Genomic DNA, 26,229 nt, shown 5'->3' on the forward strand with positions numbered 1-26,229 from the left:
CGGTAAGCTGCAGGGAGCACATGATTCGACAACAGGGATTATTGATATAGCAATGGTAGGATCGTTATGTAAAAAAGGTCAATACCACGACAGACTAAAGGGATATGGGATGGTGATCTTGGATGAATGTCATCATGCTGCGTCAGAGACAATTATAGATGTCTTACAGGAGGTTCAAGCCAGATATGTATACGGGGTTACTGCAACGCCAGCAAGAAGTGATGGATTAGAGAAGATAAACTATATGTTATTAGGTCCGATTCGTTATAAATTTACATCTAAGGAACGAGCAAAAGAGCAGGGAATTTTACATTTGGTATATCCGAGATTTACAAGAGCAATTGCGCCGAGATTTGGAAATGATAAAATGCACCCTAACGAGGCTTATGAGATTGTCAGGGACAATATTGATCGTGATAACATTATTATTAGTGATGTAAAACATTGTATTGATAATGGAAGAACTCCAGTTGTATTATCAAGATATGTAGATCATTCTCAGAAATTATATGACAGATTACAAGGAGCTGCGGCTCATATATTTTTATTGTCTGGTGCTAATTCGAAAAGAGAACATAAACAAATTCTTATGCAAATGAACGAGGTTAAAAAAAATGAGAGCATGATCCTTGTGGCAACGGGAGGCTTGGTTGGAGAAGGTTTTGACTTTCCAAGGCTGGATACACTGATTATGGCTACGCCTGTTGCATGGAAAAGTGTTGTGGAGCAATACGCAGGAAGGCTAAACAGAGATTATGAAGGAAAGCAAGAGGTAATTATCTACGATTATGTTGACAGCCATATTTCGATGTTTGATAGAATGTATTATAAGCGGTTAAAAGCATATAGGCAGATTGGGTATGATATTTATGCCAAGGAAGTTACTGGGGCAGAGTCTAAGAATTCAGTGGAAAATGCTATATTTGACGGTGAAAATTACTTTTCTGCATATAAAAAGGATTTAGATTCAGCAAAAAGGGAACTTATCATTTCAAGTCCGGCTATAAGCGGGAAGAAAGTGGATGATTTAGTAGAATATTTGCAAGAAAAACAATTAGCCGGATTGAGAATATTAATTGTAACATGGAAGCCGGATATGTACGGATACGGTGATAGTGGCTATTGGATGGAACTGCATGAAAAAATGAGAAAATCAGGATTTGAGATGAATCTGGTAGAGGATTACTGTGAACATTATTGTATTATTGACAGAGAGGTTGTATGGTATGGAAGCATAAATTTCTTGGGAAAAGAAGACATTGAAGACAATATAATGCGTGTAAGAAGTGAAAGTATCGCAGCAGAGCTAATAGAACTAACTTTTAATGATGATAAATTTCTTGGCGAGAAGATGTAAAAGAATAAAAGCTCAAGCGTATAGCTGAAATGAAGAAAGAATACAGCAACTTAGCACAAATTATGCAGCTGGCTTGCAGTATTTTTCCTCCCCACATTTCTACAAAATCCCCCATATTTCTCACGTTTTCTTGCTGAATCCTCAATACTATGCTAAAATAAACAAGTAAATCAAACAAATATCCTGGTTGGAAGCGACAAACCAGAAAAAGATACTATATATGAGAGGGATACACACATGATAAAAATAAAAGAATACAGAGGCCATATCCGCAATTGGGAAGCACTTTGCAAGCAACTTGACATTGACCCTTCTTTATCACGCGAAAACCGTGAGCATGCAATTTTAGCAAAAGCATACGAAACTTGGGGAAGCGACATGGCAAACCACATGCATGGCATGTTTGCGTTTGCACTTTGGGATGATGAAAAAGAGCAGCTTTTCTGTCTGAGAGATCAGTTTGGAACGAAGCCATTTTATTATTATGAGACGGAAGATGGAGAACTTCTCTATGGTACGTCTATTCGTAAGATTTTGGAAATGCCGGGATTTGTGAAAGAATTGAATGAAGAGATGCTGCAGTTGTATTTGAGCCTTACCTATGTGGCGGGAGAGAATACGTTCTTCCGTGGCCTGAAAAAGCTGATGCCCGGACGTTATATGGTCTGGGAAAAGGGGAGGCTGAAGATTGAACGTTACTGGTCTCCGGAATTTCATCCGGATGAGAGTAAGTCTCTTGAGGAATGGGCAGATGAGATTCATACTACGCTTCAGAAGATTATGCCTGAGGTAAAGTCGGCGGATGAGTCGGCGGAATCATTTTTATCCGGAGGGGTTGATTCTTCTTACGTCCTGGCTATGTCCGATGTAGAGATGACGGATTCCTGCGGTTATGAAGAAGAACGGTTTGATGAGTCAAAACTGGCACAGCAGACGGCTGAAATTCTTAGACGTAAGAGTTCCAGACGTGTGATTACCCCAGAAGAATATTTTGAAACAGTTCCCTATGTTATGTATAATATGGAACAGCCGCTTGGGGATGCTTCTGCTATTGTTTTTGCCATTGGATGTAAGGCGGCAGCCGAGCACACGAAGATTTGTTACTCCGGAGAGGGAGCAGACGAATTCTTTGGCGGATATAATATGTATCGTAACGCGGAACGCTATGGGGAAAATTTGAAGACGTTTTATGTGGGAAATACCAATATCATGAAGGAAGATGAGAAGCGGAGGATTCTGAAAAAGTATGATCCGGATGTTCTTCCGATTGAACTTGCTGAGAGAATTTATGAGGAAACAGAAGGTCTGGATCCTCTTACGAAGATGTCGGCTGTAGATATTCAGATTTGGCTGGAAGGGGACATTTATTTTAATGTAGACAATATGAGTACGGCTGCTGGCCTGGAAATCAGAATGCCCCTTACGGATACTAGAATATTTGACATTGCATCACGGATGCCTTCTAAATATAAAGTTAATGAGGAGCAGAATAAAGTGGCGTTCCGTACAGCTGCTGCAAAAGTTCTGCCGGATGAAATTGCCTTTCGTAAAAAGCTTGGGTTTATTGTGCCGATTCGGATTTGGATGGCAGATGATAGATATAATCAGGATGTTCGCGAAAAATTCCGCAGCGAGATGGCAGAAAAATTCTTTGACGTAGAGGAGATTAATGAAATATTTGAGGACTATATCGCAGGAAACTCCGATAACTGGAGAAAGATTTGGACGATTTATACATTCTTAGTATGGTATGAATTATATTTTGTGAAATGTTAGAAGATATAATTAGATAGTTGCAGTGACGTGAAGCTGTAAATGACGTATTTTCTTTCTTTAACCTGAAATTAGGGGGGATTGTATGGAACTGAAACCCCATATAATCCCCCCTAAATGCTATCATATAGCTGAGTCAAGACTTGATTTTAGAAAGCAAGTAAAGCAAGTTTAAAAGATTATTCAAAAAAATTATCTTCAACTAAGCTATAACCTTATTTTTGTTTGACCGGAATCCAAATCTCACTTTCATAATCTAACTCTGCCATATCACCTTTATTATACCATTCGATATTTGCCCCCATTGCAATTTCATATTCGCTGTTACCTGGCAGCCATTCACTGAATATTTTTGTATTTATGGATTGTAAGGATTCGGGAAGAGGTCCTTTGCAGGAAAATTTTGCCCATAACATTTCTGGAAATTCGTATATAATCATGCCTTCCGGGATTTTTCCGTCGTTATAATGACCGCCAATAATATATCGGAAATTTTCTTCTGAGCTCAGATCATCAATGCAGATACCATATTCGCCTATACAGCAATTGCAGATAGTTTCTTCTATATCACCTTCAGGCTGTTCTTTTGAATAAAGTGGAAGGAGATATGTTTGGGCAAAGTTATTCCAGGTTTTTGGAATTACCTGATAAGAGGTATCAAAGGGAACTTCATTTTGAAAACCGATTACTTTAAAATTTTTCATTTTCTCAACCGTATAATTCATGTTATTGCCTCCTTGAATACTTATTTTTATTTTCAAAGGCAGAAAGATTTTGATTTTTGCAGGATTCTTTCTCAGTTCCCGCGGAGCTAGTCCATGAAAACGGACAAAGGCTTTTGTAAAGCTTTCGGGTGTTACGTATCCATACTTATAGGAAAGGTCTATGATTTTGTCTCTGTGGGCGATGACATCCAGTGCAGCCAGGTAAAGCCGGCGGTTTTTAATATATTCTGAGATAGAATATCCGGTCATAAGTTTAAAACCTTTTTGCAAATAGAAATTGGAAATTCCTATCTTTTTTGAAATATTTTGTATGTTTTCCTGATCCAGTAAATGGGTTTCTATATAGGAAATTGTTTTTTTAATACTTTCGGTCCATTCCATGTGGTTCTCCTTTTGCCTTTGTCGATTTATCATAACAGTATAGGTTCCGTTTTTCCTGTTTTTATTTGCACAGATTTGGTAGTATTTAATAAGTCATTTTTTAAATGCTGAATAAATTGGCTTGTTATGATTACAGCTTTTATAGATATATATTGTAGCTTAGTAATGCAATAATGAAAACCTATAATTATAAATATGTGCAATATTTATACAAAATCTTCGCGGTAAAAAACATGAAGTCTAAGGAGCAGAAAATAATCTATTAATAAAAGTAAAAGAAAGTCCGCCATTAAGATTATAGATCGATTATTTTTATGATATAAATCGAATAGCTTTTACGATTACAAGTAGTAAGGATGACGTCGGAGAATAATTATGAGATAATGATAAAAAGTAAGTATGAAATGCAATGAAAATAAAACAATGAAAAGCAAGAGTGAAAGGCAATAGTAAAAACCAATAATAAAAAGCAGCAAAAGCAATTATGAAGGTAATAATAAAAAGCAGCAAGTGCAATTATGAAGGTAAAATCAAAAAGCAGCAAAAGCAATTATAAAGATAAGAATTATATTATTTCCATCCAGGAACAGTAAATTATGAAACAATGAGATATGATCCAGTCGATCATAAACATAATACCAAAAAAGAAGAGTGATAAAAATGAAGCTATCTTTTAAAGACTACTGCATAAAATACCACAAAGAAGAAATGATCAGTCAATGGGATTACGATACAAATAAACAATCACCAGGTGAGGTACCTAGCAGTTCTAAAATACCTGTGGCATGGAAGTGTGAAAAAGGTCATAGCTGGACTATGTCTCCAGCGTGGAGGACCAGATGTAAAAACACGGACTGTCCTTATTGTTCCCGCAGAAGGGCATCATCCGAATATAATTTAGCGATTACTGATCCTAAAATGCTGGATTTCTGGGATTATGACAGAAATAAAGTATTGCCGGAAGAAGTTCTTCCTCGCTCTGCAGTAAAATATTGGTGGAAATGCGGCAAGGGGCATTCATGGTCTTTGGGACCAAATGAGCAGTACCGCTTAGAGGGGTGTCCTTATTGTAATGGAAGCAGAGTCAGTGAGGACTATAATTTAGAAGCACTTTTTCCGGAAATGGCGAAAGAATGGGATTATGAGAAGAATAAATTGGATCCCAAAGAGGTCCATCCTTACAGTGGGAAAAAGGTGTTTTGGGTATGTAGTTTTAACCAGTCTCATAAATGGCAGGCTGTTATTGTTAACAGGACAAAAAATGCTCAGGGATGTCCGGAATGTAATAAGCAAAGTAAGTCATCTTTTCCTGAACAGGCTGTTTTTTATTATATGAAGAAGTTTTTTCCCGATTGCCAGAACCGTGCCATGATCAGTGGTTTTGAAGTAGATATCTATATACCGGATTTTAAATTGGGGATTGAATATAATGGGGTGTTCCATGAGATTTATAACCGGGAAGCATTTGATAAAAAGAAAGTGGAATACTTGCGTAGGCACGGGATGGATATTTTGACAATCAGGGAGTGCAAGAATCAGACCGGGACTCAAAATAAGAGTCATTGCAGCGAACAAAGTATGATGCAAAGAAAAGGTGATTATCACATCCAGAACGCTAATCATATCCAGAACACCAACCACATCCAGAACACCAATCACGATATGAGTCATTGCCATACTAGAAACGGTCACCCTTCTTCTCAGTCCTTAAAGCAGTTCACATTTACCAGCCAGAGCCAATGTAATAACGAGGAAGACAGCCCAGAAGACAGCCCCGAAGAAGAAAAGCAGAAAATCCTGGAAACCGGAGAAATAACATGCCAGGTGGATGCATCCTATAAATATATGAATGAGGTTATTTCTAAAATTTTCAAATACATTAATGTGAAATATTATTTGGATACGAATGGGGAAATTAATGCGGATATTGATGTGAACCGGGACAGGCATTACATTCGTACGCTTCTTGTTAATGGGAGAAAAGAGAACAGCCTGGCATCCAGGTATCCGAAACTTGCCAGGGAGTGGCATAAGGAGGCGAATTGGCCTATTACGCCGGAGATGGTCAGCTTTGGTGAAGGATCACCATATGTGTGGAAATGTGAATATGGTCATGTATGGAAGGCGACACCCAATAAGAGAACGAATCGCAATCAGAATTGTCCGTACTGTTCTGGGCATCGGGTAAGTAATGAAAACAGGCTTTCCAAAGTAAAGCCCGGGATTGCTAAAATGTGGGATAAGGCCAAGAATGGTAAACTCACCCCGGATGATGTAGCGGTAAATTCTCATATAAATGTCAGCTGGAAATGTGAAAAGGGCCATTTGTGGCAAAGATCAGTGAAAGAAATGGTTAGGAGCGGCAGATGTCCATATTGTAGTGGCAGAAGATTTACGAAGGAAAATAGTCTGGCTGAAAAATATCCCCAGCTGCTGGAGCAATGGGACTGGGACAAAAATGATATTTCTCCATGGGAGATTTCTTACGGGAATAAGGTGGAGACATGGTGGATTTGTGATAAGGGGCATTCCTGGAAAGCGCGGGTGGCTAACCGGAGTATGTTAGACAGAGGCTGTCCATATTGCAGCAAACGTCTGGCCACAGTGGATGAAAACTTTGCTATCCAATATCCGGAACTGGCTAAGGAATGGAATTATACCAGGAATGGAAAGTTAAATCCTCAGGATGTACGTCCCAGATCTAATAAAAAGGTATGGTGGATCTGTCCTCAGGGACACGAATGGGAATGCGAAATTAATAATCGTGTTATGGGATGTAAATGCCCGAAATGCCGCAGCAGGTACGTGCGTAATGGTGAAAGCCTGATTAAAATGTATCCGGATGTTGCAGTGCGCTGGAATTATAATAGAAATGGTGATCTGAATCCTTCCATTGTTTCTGCTAAATCCGGGGAAAAGGTCTGGTGGCAGTGTCCGGACTATCCCCATCATGAATGGCAGCGAAGGATTGCCCACGAGGTGGAAAGCAAAAGGGGGTGTCCATATTGTGCGGGATACCGTGTGTGTAAAGAAAATTCCCTGGCTTCATTATATCCGGAATTGGTAAAAGAATGGGATGATCGGGAAAACGGAACATTAAATGCCCATGATGTCCTCTATAAGAGTCATAAAGTTGTTGGATGGATTTGTGAGGAGGGACATCGCTGGAAAGCAAGTGTAATAAGCCGAACCAGAGATAAAAAACAGTGTCCGCATTGCAGAAAAGAGAGTAGAAGATAATTAGATAATACAGTGGGAACGACAGGCTTTTTGACGTGTGAATGAAAGCCTGCGTTCCATCTTTTTATAAGAAATCACACTAATATTTTTATGACATTTTATGTTTCTGTGATTAAATCTGAACTTATAATGCGGTTACGCCCTGCCTTTTTAGCCTCATATAAAGCATCGTCTGCATATTTAATCGCTGCCTCAATATGATCCATAGGTTTCAGATTACCATACCAGAGTCCGGCACTGACCGTGACGTATTTCTCTTTTACATCGTCTCTTTCGATGTGCTCTTTTTTTATGGATGAAAGTAGATTTTGAGCAAAATTCTCAGCATCAAATGCCTGCTCTGAAATCTTGATAATAAGGAATTCTTCGCCTCCATATCGGATAGGAGAGGCATCTTCTCTTAAACTGATAGTTCGGATGATCCCGGCTATCCTCTGCAAACAAACATCGCCCTGAACATGACCGTATAAATCATTATATTGTTTGAAATAATCAATATCCAGCATCAGGCACATACCATAGTAACCTTTTGTCCGCGCACTGGCAAATAACGGATATATATTATTTAATAAATAATGGCGGTTATTAAGTCCGGTTAACTGGTCAATATTAACCAGCTCAACCAACAGATCGTTTTTCCTCTGTATTTCATCATACTGCCGGGAAATAATGTCCCGGTCGCAAAATTCGATTGCGGTGCTGCGATAATATCGATATGAAATAAAAAAGGACAGAACAGTTACTAAAATGCCATTTACAATATAGCCAAACATATTATTATTTGAATTGGCAAACTTAATGGAAATAAAAACCAGGGAAAGCCAGGTACAGCCAAAGATTGCTGCACTTTCCAGGGGAGTAAGCAATAAAAATGCCGCCGTTGTTGGGAGCAGATAGCAGTATACGGATAAACTTTTGCCGCCCAGCAGTTCCATACAGGTGATACCCAGTACCCATAGACATAAACAGGCAGTATAAATTCTGCGAAGCCAGAAAAACTGGCTGTACTTTTTTCGATTCACGGTATAAGGGTACAAAACAACTGCGATGCAGGTAACAACAAACAGAAACACGTACAAACTGAAATACCCCATGGTTCGCGTAAACTCAAATGACAGATGTTTGCTGTTCATAAAAACAATAATCATGACCAATTGTATAAGCGCTACAATAATGGCAATATTCTTTTCTGTTGCGTAGACCTTTAATGGTATATATTCCTGGAAGCGTTTTTTCTGTTCAGGGGTTAACTGAACTACGATATCCAATTTCTTATTAGTCTTATCCACGTCTTATCCTCCCAGTGCCATGTTCCCACTAATTAATTAATATTAATCGCTAAAGATATCCATATTATAATGTATCTGAATAGTAGTTGGCAATATTAAATTTGTAAATATTATGAAGAAATGAACATTCGTCTTTTCAGTTATCTAAGGGGCTTCTGCTAATAATTTCAGAAAGGGGTATGATGAGAGTCGTAGAAGAATGAAATGAAGCATTTATCCGAACAGAACGGAAGAATATTGTAGCATTAAAAAGAATGTGTTTCTATGTGAATGTCAGGTATTGTAATCAACTATTTTATAGGGTTAATCAGTGTACTTGTTCTAAATAAGGTAGAGATGCGTCAAATTCAGGACGTGTAACAGTCTACACGGACTAAATTTGACGCATTTCCACTGCAGGGTGGGGCATGCAAAGGAATTATTCAAAATATTCCCCTAAATTATGGTTATTATACTGCTTTTTGATTTTAATAATAATAGAACCATCCGGCTGAGAATGCTCTTCTATTATCTTATACTTCGTTCTATTATGGTCCAGCTGTACTTTATATTTTTCATATTCCTGCTGAACTTCTTTTTTTGCCTTTGCAGAACCAATACCATCTTTTAATATAAAGTGAATTGTCTGTTCCAGACATGCTGATTTAATACGTTTCATATTTTATCCCTCCAATTTTTTAAAAGAATTTTATCATAATAAATTTGGAAATTCAAAGGACAAAATAAACAAATTCCTGTATAATTTTATTAATAAAAACTGCTAAAAGGGCATTGGAGGAGTTACATTATTTACTTTGGGATTCTGCTTTTTTCTTCATTATCAGGTTGTATTTTGAATCATAATACAGGCCCAGGTCCTTACATATGCGATTGTTTATATCCATAAGTGCATCATGATATTCTTTGTATTTTGGAGATAATGCGATCATATTTGGGATGAAAATATCATTATATCCCTGATCCTGAAGGTTTCTCATATAACGACGCTGTGAGATGAATGCCGGGTGGTATTTATAGAGAAAACTATTTTTTAACTTTACATTTTTCTTTGTCTGGTCACGAAGTTTTGCATATTCTTCTTCAGTGGGATGCAAATATTGCTGCAGTTGATGTTCCATTCTGGAGACCATTTGTTTTATGGATGATTTAGGCGTAAAGCGATACATAAAGTAACTGATACATTTTATAAACAGAGGAATCTTGATATCTGCATTATCCCAGAATTCAATAATATTTTTATATGCCTGCTGCTGTTCCGGAGTTGTAATCTGTATCTGCAGATATGGTAAAAAATGATTCATGAAGTAATATCCATAAAATCCTGGAACCATATCCTGTAATGCCTGTGCAATCGTCTTATAGTCAATGATTTGATTGACGGCATCTGCATCGTGATTGCGGATGAAGGAATACAAGGCATCTAATTCCTCTTGTTCGGATTGATGCGATTGGAACTTGTCGTTGTAGATCTGTTCCAGAAGCGCTTTGTCTTTTGAATGCAGGAGAGTTTTGATATCCTGAATACTGATTCCTAATTTACGGTATATGGAAATCTCCTTTAAGGTAAGAATATTCACTTCGGTATAATTGCGGTATCCGTTTCCATCCTTAGCTACCCGCAGCAGCCCCTGTTCTTCATAATATTTGACCGCACGTTTGCTGAGATCTACTTGTTGGATGACTTCATTAATTAACATGGCAGTGCTCCTTTCTTCTTTATGGCCTGAGTATAGCCCTGTACGTAACGTGCATGTCAAGGGAAAAGTAGAAATAGACCCTATTTTCTAATATGTTTTTGCAGGAAACGTGGTATGGTTCAATATTACAATACACTTGATGATATTTCAATGAATGTTTGCAGGGCGTACAGATGGCAGGATTATTTCACAAATCAAAGACATGGATGTGGATAAGTTCATGTTGTGTTTATTTTATTGTGGAGAAAAGAAAATGGACGTGGTAGAATTAGGAATAAGCATAATAATTTTCATAATCGGCAGTAACATTACCTTTAAAGAGAAAGGATATAACAAATGTCAGCACAACTTATTCGTATGTTTTTATTAGATGGAAACGCAGAAGGGATTAAAACATTAGAGATTTCAAATCGGACTATATATGCTACGATGCTCCCACGCCCACTATTTTCCCAGTACAAACAGCGCAGAGAATACAAACGCCCAGGCGTATATGTACTGATGGGGAAGGGGATTAATGAGGAACCTCTTATATACATTGGAGAAGGGGATCCGGTAGGGGACAGAATTGAAAGACTCGTTGGCAAAATTAGATGAGCACAATTCTGCGGGAAATTGGGTGAGAAATAACCGCAGAAAACTTATAGAAAGAGGTATTTTAGTAGATGAGGGACAAGGTGTATTGAAATTACTGGCTGATATTGAATTCGATAGTCCATCAGGTGCTGCAGTAGTGATAACAGGTGGAAATGTAAATGGGCATACAGCCTGGAAATGCCAGGGTAAGTCACTTGCGGATATTGAGGTGGAGGAGTCATTGGAGAGTGATGAAGAAAATTAAGATTGCCACTTCCCTATGCCTATGCTAGACTGTTCTCAGAATCTCAAAGGCAAACACCCCGCCACAAGCAACAGGGCATCAAACTTGCAGCGTCATGAGGGCGGGGTATTTGAACCTCGCAGCAGCCGCCAGATGGACATGCCAGCATGCCTGTTTGGCTCGTTGCCCGCGGGAATAAGCAGCGCACATAACTATATATCGGGACACAAATGGATTCAGTTTTCTACATAAATAGAAGCTACAAAAATTATCACCTAAAATAGCAAGAAAAGGGAGCAACGAGATGGAAGAAAAAGCGCCAAAATACTATCTGATTAAAAAGGATATTATTAAGAAAATCGAAGCAGAGGATTACACAGCCGGAGAGACGATCCCCAGCGAGCGGGAGCTGATGGACCTCTATAAGGTGAGCCGGATTACTATCCGCAAAGCAGTGGATGAACTGGTGATGGAGGGATATCTCTATAAGGTACAGGGCAAGGGAACCTATGTGAAAACGGATGAGAACAGCCATGATCTGTTTGCCATTACCAGCTGCACGGAAGATGTTATTAAGATGGGGCTGACGCCTACGAAGAAAGTGATTGTATCCCAGGTGGTTCCGGCTGATGTCAGCCGTGCTAAAGCGCTTGGACTGCAACCGGGGGAAAATGTATTTCGGCTGGGAAGGATACTTTATGCAGGAGATGAACCGCTGAATTATACCGTTACTTCATTGCCTTATCATTTATTTCCCCATATTGAACGCCATGATTATGCCAGGGAATCCCTGTATCAAACGCTGGAAATAGAATTTGGCGTGACTTTGTGTAAGGCAAGGAGAACGATTGAAGCGGTATTGGCAACCGATGAAATTGCAGAATATCTGGACATTGAAGAGGGAATGCCATTGATCAAATTTGGTTGTACAACTTATGGCAGGCTGGCTGGAATTGAGCAAGAAGAGATTCCAGTTGAGCGTTTTCACTGCTATTACCGGACGGATAAATATAAGTTTTATATTGACCAGGTCGTTCCGGGAACAGATCTCCGGAGAAAGTAGTACCAGTTTCGAAGAGCATGTCCCTTAAATGGGGGGTTATTATCGTAAAATCTAAGCATACCAGTTTTCAGAAGTCAAAAACAGAATCTGAAAACTGGTATTTTTGTCTAAATCTTTCTATCCATTTCATAGAAAATCCGTATCTAATTTTATTACTAATTACCAAAAATGAGAAAAATAAAGTGAATATATTGACAAATAATTAAAAAAGAGTAAGATAAACACATAACTGGTTATGACGACATAACGACATAATAAGATCACGGGAGATACCGGGAAAGAGAGGAGAGATGGAAGAAGAACACATACCAAAATATTTTTCCCTGAAGAGGGATATTATCCGCAAAATCGAAATGGAGGAATTCACAGGCGACATGCCAATATTGAGTGAGCGGGAGATGATGGAACTTTATCAGGTAAGCCGGATTACGGTCCGAAAGGCGATTGATGAACTGGTGAAAGAAGGTTACCTCTATAAAGTTCAGGGAAAAGGGACTTATGTAAAATCAGATGAGAACAGCCAGGATTTATTTGCCATTACCAGCTGTACGGAAGATGTTCAGCGGCTGGGGCTTACCCCTACTAAGAAAATGATTATTGCAGAATATATTCAGGCGGACAGTAAGAGGGCAAAGAAATTACATATTACCGTTGATGACAGGGTGTTCTGTATGGGACGAGTCCTGTATGCACAGGGAGAGCCGTTAAATTATACCATCACGTATCTGCCGGAGAAGCTTTTCAGTGGCATTGACCGACATGATTTTATTAATGAGTCTCTATACAATGTGATTCCAAAAGAGTATGGAATCCGGATTACAAAAGCAAGAAGAACTATTGAAGCCGTTCTGGCAAGGGATGATATTGCAGACTATCTGGAAATTGAAGAAGGAATGCCAATTATTTTATTTGGATGCACCACCTATGGCATCGTAAATGGAGCTGAAATCCCCATTGAATATTTTAAATGTTACTATAGAACGGATAAGTTTAAATTTTCCATCAACCAGGTGACTGAGAAGAAAACGGCATCGGTACAGGAAAATTAGTAAAAACAGGAGGAACCAAGAATGAAAAAAAGTTTTAAGAAGTTATTGGGAGCAGCACTGGCAATTGTTTTGACGGCGGGGACGCTGGCGGGATGTGTAGAAAATGCCGCAATCAAAAACACAGAGAAGAGTACGGCAAAAGAATCAGCGGCGGCGAAAGGGGAAGAGACAGGAAATGATTCAGATGGAAATCAAAACACAAGTGCAAATAGTGATTTGAAAATTGCAATTATATGCTCGAATTCCGGACAAAATGATAATGGGTATAATCAGTCAGCATGTACGGAAGGCAAGGCCATTGCTCAGGAGCTGGGAGCGGAGTGTAAAATTGTTGAACCGGTAAACGGTGTGCCTTCTGCACTGGAAGCACTTGCGGAAGATGGATATAATCTGATTTTCAGCCTGGAATATGACTTTGATGCATTAGTAAAAGGTGTGGGAGGGGCAAAGCCAATCGCAGAGCAGTATCCGGATACCTGGTTTGTGGTTTTCAACGATAACCCGAATCGGAAAGAAGATGGAAGCACACTGCATAACAATGTTATTTCCGTACTGTTTGATGTACATGAAGCTTCTTATCTGGCAGGTTATCTGTCTGTTTATATGAATGAAAATGCAGACAAGCTGTTCCCGGAAGGATATTCCATGACTCCGGCTGATAAATCCAGAGGAATCGGTTTTATCGGCGGAACAAATTCAAACGGCATTCTGGTATATTCCTATGGATTCATTCAGGGTATTAACAAAGCTGCAGAAGAGCTGGGTGTGGATTACGATTATTATGCAAAATATGACGCAGGATTTACCGATCCGGCACTTGGAAGTACGGTTGCTGGAACCTTCTATGAAAGCGGTGCGAATGTAGTATTTGCAGACGCAGGTGTGGTTGGAGACGGCATCACTTCTAAGGCGAAAGAAGTTGGCAAAATTGCAATCCAGACGGATGCGAATCTGGATGACCAGCAGCCGGGACATGTGCTGACCAGCGTATTAAAGATCACCGGAGTTCCGGTTAAGATTATTACACAGGCTTATGCAGACGGGAAAATTGCGGATATGGATAAAGAGCAGAGTTATAACCTGGCTTCCGGAGCAACCGGTATCACAGATCTGGCTGAGATGAGCAAGCATGTGGCAGATACCGCTGTATGGGATGAAATAAAAACGAAAACAAATGAAGTAAGCCAGCAGATCCAGGATGGCAAGATCGATGTGGTGAACAAACAGATCGGAGAAGAATTTGATCCGGCAACCTGCCCGCATGTAAATATTAAAACCGAGTAAATGAAAAAGCCTCAGAGCGTGTTTAACTCCAGATGAGGTATTCCAGAAACAAAGGAGCAGAGTAGATGAGTATCATACAAACAATCGACCTAACAAAGAAGTTTGATGCTTTTACAGCGAATGACAAGATCAATATATCCGTGGAACCCAAAGAGATTAAATGTATCGTAGGGGAGAATGGTGCCGGGAAATCAACCCTGATGAATATGCTCTACGGTGCACTCCGGCCTTCCAGCGGGAAGATCCTAATAGACGGGCAGGATGTCAATTTTAAAAATCCCACCGATGCCATAGGTCACGGTATCGGCATGGTGCACCAGCATTTTAAGCTGGTGCCAAGCCTGACCGTCTATGAAAATATTTTGCTTGGAAGTGAAATCAATAAGAAGTGGAAAGGGAGAAAAAGCCCGTTTATTGATCGTAACACAGAGATTGCAAAAGTAAAGGAATTAATTGAGGAATATCATTTCCAGATTGACCCGCTGGAAAAGGTAGAAAATCTTTCGGTAGGACTGTGCCAGCAGGTTGAAATACTGAAGATGCTGTACAGGAATGTCCGGATACTGATTTTGGATGAGCCTACCGCTGTGCTTACTCCTCAGGAAGTAGACCGTCTGATGGAAAATTTAAAAGAGCTTCGGAAAAATGGAAAAACCATTATTGTTATTACCCATAAATTAAGAGAAGTCATGGAGCTGAGCGACAGTGTCACCGTCATCAAGCAGGGGAAAGTAATTGGGAATGTGAAAACGGCTGATACCAATGAACAGGAGCTGGCGCAGATGATGGTAGGCAGAGATGTTGTTTTAACCGTCAGCAATGAAAATGCCGCTCCCTGCAGCTGCGAAACGGCATACTGTGTCAAAGACCTGTGTACCACAAATGCAGAACAAAAAGAAATTCTTCACAATATTAATTTAGAAGTACATAAAGGGGAAATTTTAGGAATTGCCGGAGTAGAGGGAAACGGACAAAGTGAGCTGATAAAGGTTCTTACCGGGCTTATGGCGTCTACAAAAGGAAGTGTGCGTTTATGTGAAATGGATGTGACCAATGCTTGGCCGGACGAACTTCGCAAAAAGGGTCTGGGAATCATTCCGGAAGACCGTTATGCGCAGGGATTGTGCCGGGATATGAGTATCGGGGAAAACTGTATCGCCGGATACTTTGGAAACCATGGAGTCTGTAAATGCGGTGTGCTGCGTGGTAAAGAGATCACGCGCCTGACCGGAGAATATATTGAAAAGTACGATATCCGTGTAGCCGATCCGGAGGGAGAGATCTCCCAGCTTTCCGGAGGGAATGCACAAAAGGTAATCATAGCCCGGGAATTTGAGAATCATCCGAAAGTGATTATTGCCTGCCAGCCAACCAGAGGGGTGGATATTGGTTCCATTGAGTTTATTCACACCCAGCTGCTCAAATTTAGGAATGAAGGAAATTCGGTACTTCTTATTTCCAGTGAGCTTTCCGAAATTATGAGTCTCTCAGACAGGATTGCCGTTATGTACAAAGGAGAAATCATAGGAGTTGCATCACCGGATGTGCCTGTGGAGAAAATCGGTTTGCTGATGGCAGGTGCAAAACCGGATGAGGGGAGAACAGCATGAATAAAAGAGAGAAAAAAATATCCATATTTCCCAAGATTGTAAATACACTTTTACCTGTTCTGCTGGCATTTGGCATCGGCGGCGTGATCATTGCAGCAATTGGAGAAAATCCATTTGAAGTCTATGGAATCATGCTTGGAAAATCACTGTTTACAGCAAAGGGATTCAGTAATACGCTGCATTATGCTTCCCCGTTGATTCTCACGGGACTGGCAATTGCGATTACCTTTAAAGCAAATATATTTAACATGGGTGTGGAAGGACAGCTCCTTTTGGGCGGATTCTTTTCCGGAATTGCAGGTGCAATGATTTCCATAGGAAGCCCGTTTTGGCACAAAGTAATCTGTATGCTGGTGGGAATGCTTTTCGGTGTTCTATTTGCCCTGATACCCGCATTGCTAAAAGCATATTTTCATGTAGATGAAATGGTTGTAACACTGACCTTAAACTATGCGATGATTAAAATTCTGGAGTATTTGTCTTCAGGTCCATTCCGGGAAGACGGGGCTGGGTATGTCTGTACACCCACCATTAAGGAAACAGCCATGTTTTCCAGGCTTGGGGATTCCAAGATAACTCTGTTTTTCTTTATTGCTCTGGCGGTGCTGCTTGTCATGGCATTTGTCATGAAGAAAACAAAGCTTGGATACGAAGTCACGGCAATTGGAAAGAATCCGGAGTTTTCAGAAGCATCCGGTATACGTGTCCGTAAAAAAATTATTATCCTCATGTGTCTGAGCGGTGCCCTTGCCGGTCTTGCGGGTTCCGGGCAGATGATGAGTGAAGCATTTAAATATACGCTGACATTTTCCGGGACAACTGGCCTTGGCTGGGATGGTATGCTGATTGCCCTTTTGGGACGACACAATCCCTTCGGCATCCTGCTGGCGGCTATTTTCTACAGCGGATTAAAAACAGGGGCTGACAATATCAACATGTATACTGCAGTACCTAAAGAAATTGTAGGAGTGCTGCAGGGATTGATCATTTTATTCCTGGCAGTTCGGTTCTTCAATGAAAAATATGGTTTTATCGAACACTATAAAATGTGGAAAGAGAACAGGAGGGCAGCAGAATGAATTTTCTAGGAAATATTTTATACGATTCCGTATATCATGCAACGCCTATACTTCTGTGTGTTCTGGGCGGGATCTTTGCCTATAAGGCTAATGTTTTAAATATCGCACTGGAAGGTATCATGCTTGCAGGTGCATTTGTTTCCCTTCTGGTTTCCTATTTAACTGGAAACATAGTACTGGGTTATGTAACGGCTCTTGTTGTCTGCATCCTGATTGGACTGGTCTTCTCTTTTATGACGGTAACCTGGAAGGGCAATGTAATCGTTGTAGGCCTTGCCATCAACATGCTGGTTCCTGCAGTGGCAGGATTTGTACTTCAGTATATGCAGTCTGCAAACATTACGCTGACCTGGAAAAATGTAGCGGATTTTAAAATACACATTCCTGTCATTGATAAGATTCCGATTCTCGGGGACATTTTAAGCGGGCATACGCCAATAACTTATCTGGCATTTATCGGAATCGGGCTGATCTGGCTTTTAATGTACCGTACAAAGTTTGGTATCTATGTAAGAGTAGTCGGGGAAAATGAAGATGCAGCCAGAAATATGGGCTTAAATACGAATAAATACCGCTATCTGGCGATTCTGTTAGGAGCATTCTGCTGCTCACTTGCGGGTATAAACCTGGCATTAGAGCGTATGGTTCTCTTTACCAATAATATGACAGCCGGCCGTGGATTTATTGCCATTGCAGCAATCTACTGCGGACAGGGAGATCCTGTTTCCAGTGCTCTTTATGCCATCGTATTCGGTGCAGCCAGAGCGCTTGCGGTAAATATGGGACTCTATGCGGGACCGGCAGCAGCACTGTTTGATGTAGTACCTTATGTGGTAATGAGTATCGTATTAACCATTGTTTCTATGCTGAAATACAGAAATAACAAGGTGAGGGGATTTCATTGATTTTAAGATTGCTGGTGGATGATATGGATTTTCAAATATGCCCCTAAGAGAAAGGAATATGCAGCGATGAGTGAAACGGCTTTATTGATTGTAGATATGGTGAAAGATTTTACCGATGCAAATGGATTGGTTTTCTATCCGCAGAACCGGGAGATTTTGCCCAAAATAAAGGAAGTTCTGGATAAATGCAGGGAAAAAGGAGTACTGATCGTGTTCTTACAGCATTGCAACCGGAAAGGTAAATTTGACAGAAAAGCAGCATCCATGCGCCCCAACTGCATTGAAGGCAGCGGAGGAGAGGAAATTGATCCGATGCTGGAAGTAGATGAGGAAAAGGACTATGTGATTAAAAAGCGCAGGTACAGCGGCTTCTTTGGAACTGATCTGGATCTGGTGCTTCGTGAAAATGACGTTAAGAATGTGGTTATTGTGGGAACGAAGACAAACTGCTGTATCCGTGCAACTGTTACCGATGCGTTTTATCTGGATTACAATAGCTATGTAGTTTCAGACTGTGTGGCAACCAATTCCCAGGTTGTGAATCAGGTGCACCTGGAGGATATCAATAAATATCTGGGGAAAGTAGTGGACAGGGAGACACTGTTTCAAATGCTGGACAGGGGGGAGTTGTAGAGCATGGGTGAGTTTGAAGTTTTAACCAGCGGCTATGTGAGCATGGATCACATTATTAAAATCGCTTCGCCGGCGACGATTGGCTGTACATCCCTGGTGACGAATAAAAATAATGTACAGATATATTATGGAGGCTGTTCCGTTAACATCGCCTATGGGCTGAATCGGCTGGGGATCAATACGCTGCCGGTGTTAAGAGTGGGCGGGGATTATGAAGCAAATGGATTTAAGCATTTTCTGGAAGCGGGAAACGTTCCGCTGGATGGGATACGGGTCATTGAAGAAGAGGCAACCTCAGTGTGCTACTTATTACAGGATAATAATAATGACCATATTACTATTTTTTATCCCGGTGCTATGGACAGCAAATATGCCGGTCCAATCGATGGCAGCTTATTTGAGGGAGCCAGACTTGGCGTAATTACGGTGGCGGCAAGAGAAGACAATGAGATGTTCTATCAGCAGTGTTTAGCCCATGAAGTGCCTGTTGTATTTGGCATGAAAGACGATTTCGATGCATTTCCGGAAGTATTTTTAAAGACGCTTCTAACGGGAAGTAAAATTATTTTTACCAATGAAGTGGAACGGGAAATGATTGAAAAAATATATGGGTTTCATGATATTACGAAGCTTTTTGAAATCGGTAAGGCAGATGTGATAGTAACCACTATGGGGAAAGACGGAAGCATCTGTTATGAGAGAACCCCGGAAGGAATCCGCACCCGGAAAATCGGTATTTGTGAGGCAGAGCATATCGTAGATGCTACAGGTTCCGGGGATGCTTATATGGCGGGATTTCTCTATGGGTATTTAAGAGGGATGGAGAGTGTGGAGTGCTGCAGGCTTGGCAGCGTGCTGTCCTGGTTTGTTCTGCAGGCGGAAGGCTGCTGCACAAATCTGCCAACGCAAGAGCAGTTTCTTAAAAAGTATCGGGAGATTCGTGAGAAAGAATAATAAAAGAACTTACGCGTGAATGTAAGAAAGCAGTAACGCAAGAATATCAAAAGCATGATCAATGGAACAAGCAAAAGGAGGTAGTAAATGAGCACATTATACTTAGGAGCGGACCGTTCTAATATTGCAAAATACGTATTGTTTTCCGGGGATCCCTGGAGAGTGGATGTATTGAAGCAGTATCTTGAGGAACCGGTACATGTGGCATTCCAGAGGGAATTTAATACATATACAGGTATTTATAAGGGGGTTATGGTAACGGTAACTTCTACCGGAATTGGTGCACCATCAGCGGCAATTGCCCTGGAAGAAATGTATGAAGCAGGTATGGAAGTAGCAGTCCGAATGGGAACCGTAATGGGACTGCAGGATGATTTGCTGGGGAAATTTATTATCCCTGTTGCAGCTATGAGAAGAGAGAGCACCAGTCTGACTTATGTAGAAGAGTCTTATCCGGCAGTAGCGGATATTGAACTGGTCAATGCAATGAATGAAACTGTGACCCGGATGGGAGCAAAATATGTCAATGGCATCAACTGTACGATGGATGGATTTTACAGTCAGATGCATGATTCCAGGTTTTCTCTGGAAACAGGCAGGGATATGACAGAAACCTTCCGGGAACTTAAGAAATTAAAGGTAACCGGTATCGACATGGAGTCCTCCTGCCTGCTGACAGTTGGAAGGCTGATGGGAGTTAAAACCTGTATTGTAACCATGACTACCGTATTAGAAAACTTAAAGGAAACATTGCAGGGACAGGCCAGAAAAGATGCGGAGGATCTGCTTTGCAGAACCGTACTGGAAGGAATATACCAGTATGACCAGAATCAGAAATGTAGTATGCAGAATGAAGGATAAAGAAAGGAAGTTTACAAAATGAATGATAAACAGATATTTACAACCAATACAAAGACAGTAATCGGTATGGTACACTGCCTTCCCCTTCCGGGGACAGCGGGATTTGGAGGCGATTATGAGCAGATTTTAAAACGAGCCGTTGAAGATGCAGTGACTTTGGAAAAAGCAGGAGTGGATGCAGTGATTGTGGAAAATATGGGTGACACTCCATTTAGTGCACTGCTGAATACTGCACAGATAGCAGCATTATCGGCAGCGGCAATGGAAGTGCGCAGAGCAGTAAACATACCAATTGGTATTGATGCAGCGTTTAATGACTGCAAGGCTTCCCTGGCAATTGCCGGAATCACAGGTGCAGATTTTGTTCGTGTTCCGGTATTTGTGGATACGGTGGTGTTTACCGATGGATACATTATGCCTTGTGCTAAAGAATGCATGGAATACAGAAAGCAGTTGAACCTGTCCCATGTTAAAATCCTGGCGGATGTTCAGGTAAAACATGCCCATATGCTGCTCCCCCATATTGCTGTGGAACAGTCGGCAAAAGAGGCAGCGGCTAACGGTGCCGATGCAATTATTGTGACCGGCAGTGAAATCGGTGTGGAAACGCCAATTGATATGATCGCCAGGGTGAAAAGAGCGGTATCACTTCCTGTTTTTGCGGGAAGCGGCGTAAATGCTTCTAATATCAGCGAACAGATGCAGACGGCAGACGGTGCCATCATAGGTTCCAGCCTGAAAAAAGAAGGGATTCTTACAAATCCCATTGATTATGAATTGGTGCGGGAAGTGATTGAAGGGTTAGGGAGTGTTTGATAAATCATTCCCGCCAGCTGCACGCCCCGCTTCCCTGAAAATCAGCCAAGCCGTCTGAGGCGAAATAAAAGAAACTGACAGAGATAAAAAACAGAATTTAATAAGTATAAAGTGAGGTAATGAAAAATGATGAGACCTATGAAATTAGCCGGAAGCCAGCTCCTGTTCGGAGAGGGCTGTCTGGAACACATAAGAACACTGGCGTATAAACGAGTTACGATTGTGCTTGGAGGCTCTAGTATGCATAAAAGTGGAATGCTGGATAAGGTAAAAAGATTATTTGAGGAGAGCGGGGCGGTTGTTTCCATTATCGAAGGTGTGGAGCCGGATCCGACTTTTGCCACAGTGTTAAGAGGCGCTAAGGAAATGCAGGCTGCAGAACCAGATCTGATTGTAGCTTTGGGAGGCGGATCCGTTATGGATGCTGCCAAAACCATGTGGATTTACTATGAAAATCCACAGCTTCAGAACCTGGAAGATGTATTGCCTCCCAATCCATTTCCACAGCTCAGGACGAAAGCACATTTCTGTTGTATTCCATCTACTGCCGGCACAGCCAGTGAGGTTTCCCGCTCTGTTGTAATCTCCGATAATGAGACGGGAATGAAACATGGAATTGGAAATATGGAAATGATGCCGGATATTGCCATCTGCGATCCAGTGGTCACTGTTTCCATGCCACCGCGCATAACGGCAGAGACCGGTATGGATGCCCTGACCCATGCAGTTGAAGCGTTGGTTTCCACCAGGGCAAATTATATCGGTGATGTTCTGGCTACTCAGGCAGCATTAGATATTATCGAATATTTACCGCAGGCATATGAAAATGGCCAGGATCTGTCAGTCAGGGAAAAGATGTTAAATGCTTCTATGGCAGCAGGCATTGCATTTACAAATGTTTCCCTTGGTATTGTACATTCTATGGCACATACCCTGGGCGGATTCTTTCACGTCCCTCACGGATTGGGAGATGCTATGCTCTTACCTTATGTGATCCGTTTCAACAGCCAGGATGAAAGAGCTGAAAAGATTTACAACGACCTTGCTCGCAAAGCCGGAGGAGAGAATCTGGCAGATATGATTGCAGGGCTAAATGAACAGCTTCATATTCCTGTATGCTTCCGGGAAATCATAGAGGATGAGGAAAAGTATAACAGTCTGTTAGATGAAATGGCAAAGGCCGCAATGGAAGATGGCTGTACTAAAACCAATCCGGTCATTCCGGCATTAGGACAGTTTGTAGAATTATTCAAGAAGGCATATAAAGGAGAATAGAGTTATGGAGATTATTTGTTACTTATCAAACGGTTACCCAACATTGGAACACAGCTATGAAATGGCAATTGAATATGCAGATGCCGGATGCGGTATGATTGAAATTGATTTTCCCTCCAGGGATCCGTATCTGGAAGGTGAATACATAGCAGGGAGAATGGCAAAGGCTCTGGAAGTATGCGACGACTATGACAAATACATGGACAGCATTATAGCAGTGCAAAAAAGGCTTCCTGGTGTCCAGCTGCTGGTATTAGCTTATGAAAATACCGTTGAGGAAATCGGCGCCGATAAATTCATCCGTTTCTGTCTCGACAACAATTTAAAAGATATTCTGCTGGTGGGACTAAAGGATAATGCAATTAAAGACAAATTTATGGAAGCAGGACTTAGGGTATCCTGCTACGTTCAATACCACATGCTTCCGGAAGAAATTGAGATGGCGAAAAAGTCGAATGGATTTGTCTATATGCAGGCGAAACCCACCGGAAATATCAATCCGAAATATCCATTGCTTTCTGACTGCATAGCGCACCTGCGTGCCTGCGGAATTGAGAGTCCGATCTACTGTGGTGTAGGCGTACATGCGCCGGAAGACGTGAAAATGGTAAAAGAAGCCGGGGGAGATGCGGCATTTGTGGGAAGTACAATTTTAAAACTCCATGAAGATATTCCGGCATTGAAAAAAATGATTGGTAAGTTTGCGGCACAGTGTTAACTGGTTTTGTTTCACAAGTAAAATAGATTGGAATTGCATGCTGCGGCGGCAGGTCTGGTAAAGGAAAGGAGAGAATTATGAAGCAGGCAGGAACTGCCCAGAGCATTTCGATTATTACTCTGGGAGTGGAAGATGTAGAACGTTCGATTGCATTTTATGAAACACTGGGATGGGAGCTTTCTCCGGATTCTGATCCGAAGATGTGTACCTTTATGCTGACCAGCAATATCGTATTGGGATTGGTCCCGTATGACTTCCTGGCTAAAGACGCACAACTTCCCGTGTCACCTAAGAAACCATATAATGGGTTCACACTGGCGATAAACGGTTCAGATAAAGAAGAAGTAGATGCTTTATTTGCGACGGCCTTGAAAGCGGGAGGAAGTTCACACCAGGAACCACAGTGGAAAGATTGGGGAGGCTATGACGGATATTCCGGTTATTTCCTGGACCCTGACGGATATCCATGGGAAGTTGCTTATGCACCATTTTTGCGACTTTCGGAAGATAGAAGGCTGTTACCGAAGACAAAGGGCGAATGAAAATGATATGTGAAAGAATATAAGTAGCGAAATACAAGACCGAAAAACAGAACCGAAGAACAGGGCCGAAAAGCCATACTGAGATGTATACTGAAAAGCCATACCGAAAAGCAATACCAAAAAGCAATACCGAAAAGCAACACCAAAAAGCAATACCAAAAAGCAACACTGAAATGCAGCTATAAAATTCATCTAATAAAAAAATTATAGATATAGCACGGAATATACGGGTTCTTATATTCCGTGCTATATTTCCTGCATTCATTTGCTATAATAAAATATTATAAAAATGGATATAAAAATATGTGGAAATTATTGTATGAAGAATATCTATCTTTATGGTCTGAGGCAGAATTCATCTGTTGGAATGAAACAATATCTTATTTGACACAGTAAGATAATATTATTTACCGGATTTATTCACTCTATGCAAAGGAGGAAGGACCACATATGAAAATTTATACCAGGCTTTTTCAAAATATTGTGATAATATTTCTAGTCAGTTAAATTTATGCGGGCTTTCCTTAGGGGCAGTGCTGGTACTAAATTATAAAAAATACACTTCAAATTGGCAGAGTAATTATAAAAAAGGGGTCAGGGATTGTGAAGCAGATAGTTTTAGAAATTCAAAGAGTAATAAATTTACCAGGCGGTGTATTTGTGTTTTAGATATAAAGCCTTATTTTATATAGGAAAATGGGGGAGGATGCGGGGATAGTAAAAAATTTTGTCTTGCTTGGTAAAAAATGAGAAAAACCTTGATTTAGTGGGGATTTTAGGATATAGTGGTAAGAAAGAAGGCGGGAAATGCGTTGGATTAATATCAATATAGGATATATTGAAACAAGTCGGGAAAATGATTATGGTCTACCCCTTTCCGATTAATATCAATATAGGATATATTGAAACAAACAGGTTATAAAGGAAAAGTATTCAAGCAACCGATTAATATCAATATAGGATATATTGAAACTTGATGATACTATTGACGCAGGAAATAATTACTCGGATTAATATCAATATAGGATATATTGAAACAAAGAGAAGAAAGAAAAGCAGAATAAGGTAAGGAGATTAATATCAATATAGGATATATTGAAACTTCGGCGCATCCTGACTGGGGTATGCGCAAGCTGATTAATATCAATATAGGATATATTGAAACAATGTATCAGGGGCGAATACCAATTTTATTATATGATTAATATCAATATAGGATATATTGAAACTAGCTGTCCTGGCTGCAGCATAACTTTCCTGGCTGATTAATATCAATATAGGATATATTGAAACCTTGGAATATATCCACCGACAGCATTTGCGCATAGATTAATATCAATATAGGATATATTGAAACAGCGAAGCCGGATGCAACACCAGGTGTAGATGCAGGGATTAATATCAATATAGGATATATTGAAACTTTTGGCTACGACATTTATCTTATAACGCTATTTGGATTAATATCAATATAGGATATATTGAAACCCTTCTCCATGCCCTGCAATTAATAATACTTTTTTAGATTAATATCAATATAGGATATATTGAAACCATTTACATGAGATTTAACGATGTAACACAGCATTGAATAATATCAATATAGGATATATTGAAACTTTATGAGGATGATTTACAGGAGTTTAAATCTAATAGAATAATATCAATATAGGATATATTGAAACTAAAAACAAGGAGTGGTGCGAAGAACGGTGTATGCCGATTAATATCAATATAGGATATATTGAAACTTATTTCTGTTCCTCCTTTGATGCAATAAGTTTAGATTAATATCAATATAGGATATATTGAAACAGTAATAGAAGGAACGCATTTTTTTATTGCTAAATGATTAATATCAATATAGGATATATTGAAACGATGGGACTGTATATGTAATTTTATCTTCTGTTCGATTAATATCAATATAGGATATATTGAAACGGTAAAAAGGCAAAGTTCTGTAACATTTCTTTTTCGATTAATATCAATATAGGATATATTGAAACTGGGACATCCCTGCCGTTATTAACACTTTTCTCTGATTAATATCAATATAGGATATATTAGAAACACAAGAAAATAAATAAACATAGTTAAGAAAGTACTAGATTAATATCAATATAGGATATATTGAAACTCAACGGCAGGCTTTTGG

Annotated in this window: 21 protein-coding genes and 1 CRISPR repeat array; of the genes, 17 read left to right on the top strand and 4 right to left on the bottom strand. The window is 40.2% G+C overall.

Translation table 11 applies throughout. The features are described from left to right. Both RHS_RS21440 and asnB read left to right on the top strand, forming a co-directional pair. Nucleotides 1–1,357, top strand: a 1,357-nt coding sequence (locus RHS_RS21440; protein ID WP_047834326.1) for a DEAD/DEAH box helicase family protein, incomplete at its 5' end; no start/stop codon positions are given. A 237-nt stretch (nt 1,358–1,594) separates the two neighbouring features. Further along, nucleotides 1,595–3,133, top strand: a complete 1,539-nt coding sequence (asnB, locus tag RHS_RS21445; RefSeq protein WP_047834327.1) for an asparagine synthase (glutamine-hydrolyzing) — start codon at nt 1,595–1,597, stop codon at nt 3,131–3,133. A 212-nt stretch (nt 3,134–3,345) separates the two neighbouring features. On the opposite strand, the gene RHS_RS21450 is transcribed toward asnB, so the two are convergent. Then, on the bottom strand, nt 3,346–4,236 hold the full coding sequence (locus RHS_RS21450; RefSeq protein WP_047834328.1) for an AraC family transcriptional regulator: 891 nt from the start codon (nt 4,234–4,236) through the stop codon (nt 3,346–3,348). Nucleotides 4,237–4,896: 660 nt separating this feature from the next. On the opposite strand from RHS_RS21450, the gene RHS_RS21455 reads away from it, so the two are divergent. Beyond that, entirely contained in the window at nt 4,897–7,476 is a 2,580-nt protein-coding gene (locus RHS_RS21455; protein WP_047834329.1) for a zinc-ribbon domain-containing protein, read from the top strand. Nucleotides 7,477–7,574: 98 nt separating this feature from the next. On the opposite strand, the gene RHS_RS31605 is transcribed toward RHS_RS21455, so the two are convergent. From RHS_RS31605 to RHS_RS21470, 3 genes are all read right to left on the bottom strand, one after another. Next, nucleotides 7,575–8,765: a GGDEF domain-containing protein gene (locus tag RHS_RS31605; RefSeq protein ID WP_395023267.1), complete on the bottom strand. Its 1,191-nt coding sequence runs from the start codon at nt 8,763–8,765 to the stop codon at nt 7,575–7,577. 418 nt (nt 8,766–9,183) lie between these two features. Further along, complete coding sequence (locus tag RHS_RS21465; RefSeq protein WP_047834330.1) at nt 9,184–9,423, bottom strand: hypothetical protein; 240 nt, start codon at nt 9,421–9,423, stop codon at nt 9,184–9,186. A gap of 127 nt (nt 9,424–9,550) precedes the next feature. Further along, nucleotides 9,551–10,462: a MerR family transcriptional regulator gene (locus tag RHS_RS21470; RefSeq protein ID WP_047834331.1), complete on the bottom strand. Its 912-nt coding sequence runs from the start codon at nt 10,460–10,462 to the stop codon at nt 9,551–9,553. Between the two features lie 568 nt (nt 10,463–11,030). Between RHS_RS21470 and RHS_RS21485 the strand changes: the two genes are divergently transcribed. From RHS_RS21485 to RHS_RS21550, 14 genes are all read left to right on the top strand, one after another. Further along, nucleotides 11,031–11,303, top strand: coding sequence for a DUF4357 domain-containing protein (locus RHS_RS21485; RefSeq protein WP_395023269.1), 273 nt, complete (start codon nt 11,031–11,033; stop codon nt 11,301–11,303). Nucleotides 11,304–11,586: 283 nt separating this feature from the next. Next, the gene (locus tag RHS_RS21490) at nt 11,587–12,345 is read left to right on the top strand and encodes a GntR family transcriptional regulator (RefSeq protein ID WP_027293188.1); all 759 of its coding nucleotides are present in this window, start codon (nt 11,587–11,589) and stop codon (nt 12,343–12,345) included. 290 nt (nt 12,346–12,635) lie between these two features. Beyond that, entirely contained in the window at nt 12,636–13,394 is a 759-nt protein-coding gene (locus tag RHS_RS21495; protein ID WP_044289237.1) for a GntR family transcriptional regulator, read from the top strand. Nucleotides 13,395–13,415: 21 nt separating this feature from the next. Further along, nucleotides 13,416–14,678, top strand: a complete 1,263-nt coding sequence (locus RHS_RS21500) for a BMP family protein (protein ID WP_047834333.1) — start codon at nt 13,416–13,418, stop codon at nt 14,676–14,678. Nucleotides 14,679–14,743: 65 nt separating this feature from the next. Continuing rightward, entirely contained in the window at nt 14,744–16,288 is a 1,545-nt protein-coding gene (locus RHS_RS21505; protein ID WP_027293190.1) for an ABC transporter ATP-binding protein, read from the top strand. Then, complete coding sequence (locus RHS_RS21510) at nt 16,285–17,367, top strand: ABC transporter permease (RefSeq protein WP_047834334.1); 1,083 nt, start codon at nt 16,285–16,287, stop codon at nt 17,365–17,367. Before RHS_RS21505 ends, RHS_RS21510 begins: the two co-directional genes overlap by 4 nt. Then, nucleotides 17,364–18,272 carry an ABC transporter permease gene (locus tag RHS_RS21515; protein ID WP_047834335.1) on the top strand — a complete coding sequence of 303 codons (909 nt, stop codon included), beginning with the start codon at nt 17,364–17,366 and terminating at the stop codon, nt 18,270–18,272. Before RHS_RS21510 ends, RHS_RS21515 begins: the two co-directional genes overlap by 4 nt. 66 nt (nt 18,273–18,338) lie before the next feature. Next, complete coding sequence (locus tag RHS_RS21520; protein ID WP_027293193.1) at nt 18,339–18,905, top strand: cysteine hydrolase family protein; 567 nt, start codon at nt 18,339–18,341, stop codon at nt 18,903–18,905. Between the two features lie 3 nt (nt 18,906–18,908). Then, the gene (locus RHS_RS21525) at nt 18,909–19,859 is read left to right on the top strand and encodes a carbohydrate kinase family protein (protein ID WP_047834336.1); all 951 of its coding nucleotides are present in this window, start codon (nt 18,909–18,911) and stop codon (nt 19,857–19,859) included. A gap of 87 nt (nt 19,860–19,946) precedes the next feature. Then, complete coding sequence (locus RHS_RS21530) at nt 19,947–20,720, top strand: uridine phosphorylase (protein ID WP_047834337.1); 774 nt, start codon at nt 19,947–19,949, stop codon at nt 20,718–20,720. An 18-nt stretch (nt 20,721–20,738) separates the two neighbouring features. Continuing rightward, the gene (locus tag RHS_RS21535) at nt 20,739–21,536 is read left to right on the top strand and encodes a BtpA/SgcQ family protein (protein WP_027293196.1); all 798 of its coding nucleotides are present in this window, start codon (nt 20,739–20,741) and stop codon (nt 21,534–21,536) included. Nucleotides 21,537–21,662: 126 nt separating this feature from the next. Continuing rightward, a complete protein-coding gene (locus RHS_RS21540) occupies nt 21,663–22,811 on the top strand; it encodes an iron-containing alcohol dehydrogenase (RefSeq protein WP_047834338.1) in 1,149 nt (382 codons plus the stop codon). Between the two features lie 4 nt (nt 22,812–22,815). Next, a complete protein-coding gene (locus RHS_RS21545; RefSeq protein ID WP_047834339.1) occupies nt 22,816–23,529 on the top strand; it encodes a tryptophan synthase subunit alpha in 714 nt (237 codons plus the stop codon). Between the two features lie 77 nt (nt 23,530–23,606). Continuing rightward, complete coding sequence (locus RHS_RS21550) at nt 23,607–24,071, top strand: VOC family protein (protein WP_047834340.1); 465 nt, start codon at nt 23,607–23,609, stop codon at nt 24,069–24,071. 815 nt (nt 24,072–24,886) lie between these two features. Continuing rightward, nucleotides 24,887–26,211: direct repeats of the CRISPR family, unit length 30 nt; unit sequence GATTAATATCAATATAGGATATATTGAAAC. Nucleotides 26,212–26,229 lie beyond the last annotated feature (18 nt).

This window comes from Robinsoniella sp. RHS (assembly GCF_001029355.1).
Lineage (GTDB): Bacteria > Bacillota > Clostridia > Lachnospirales > Lachnospiraceae > Robinsoniella > Robinsoniella peoriensis.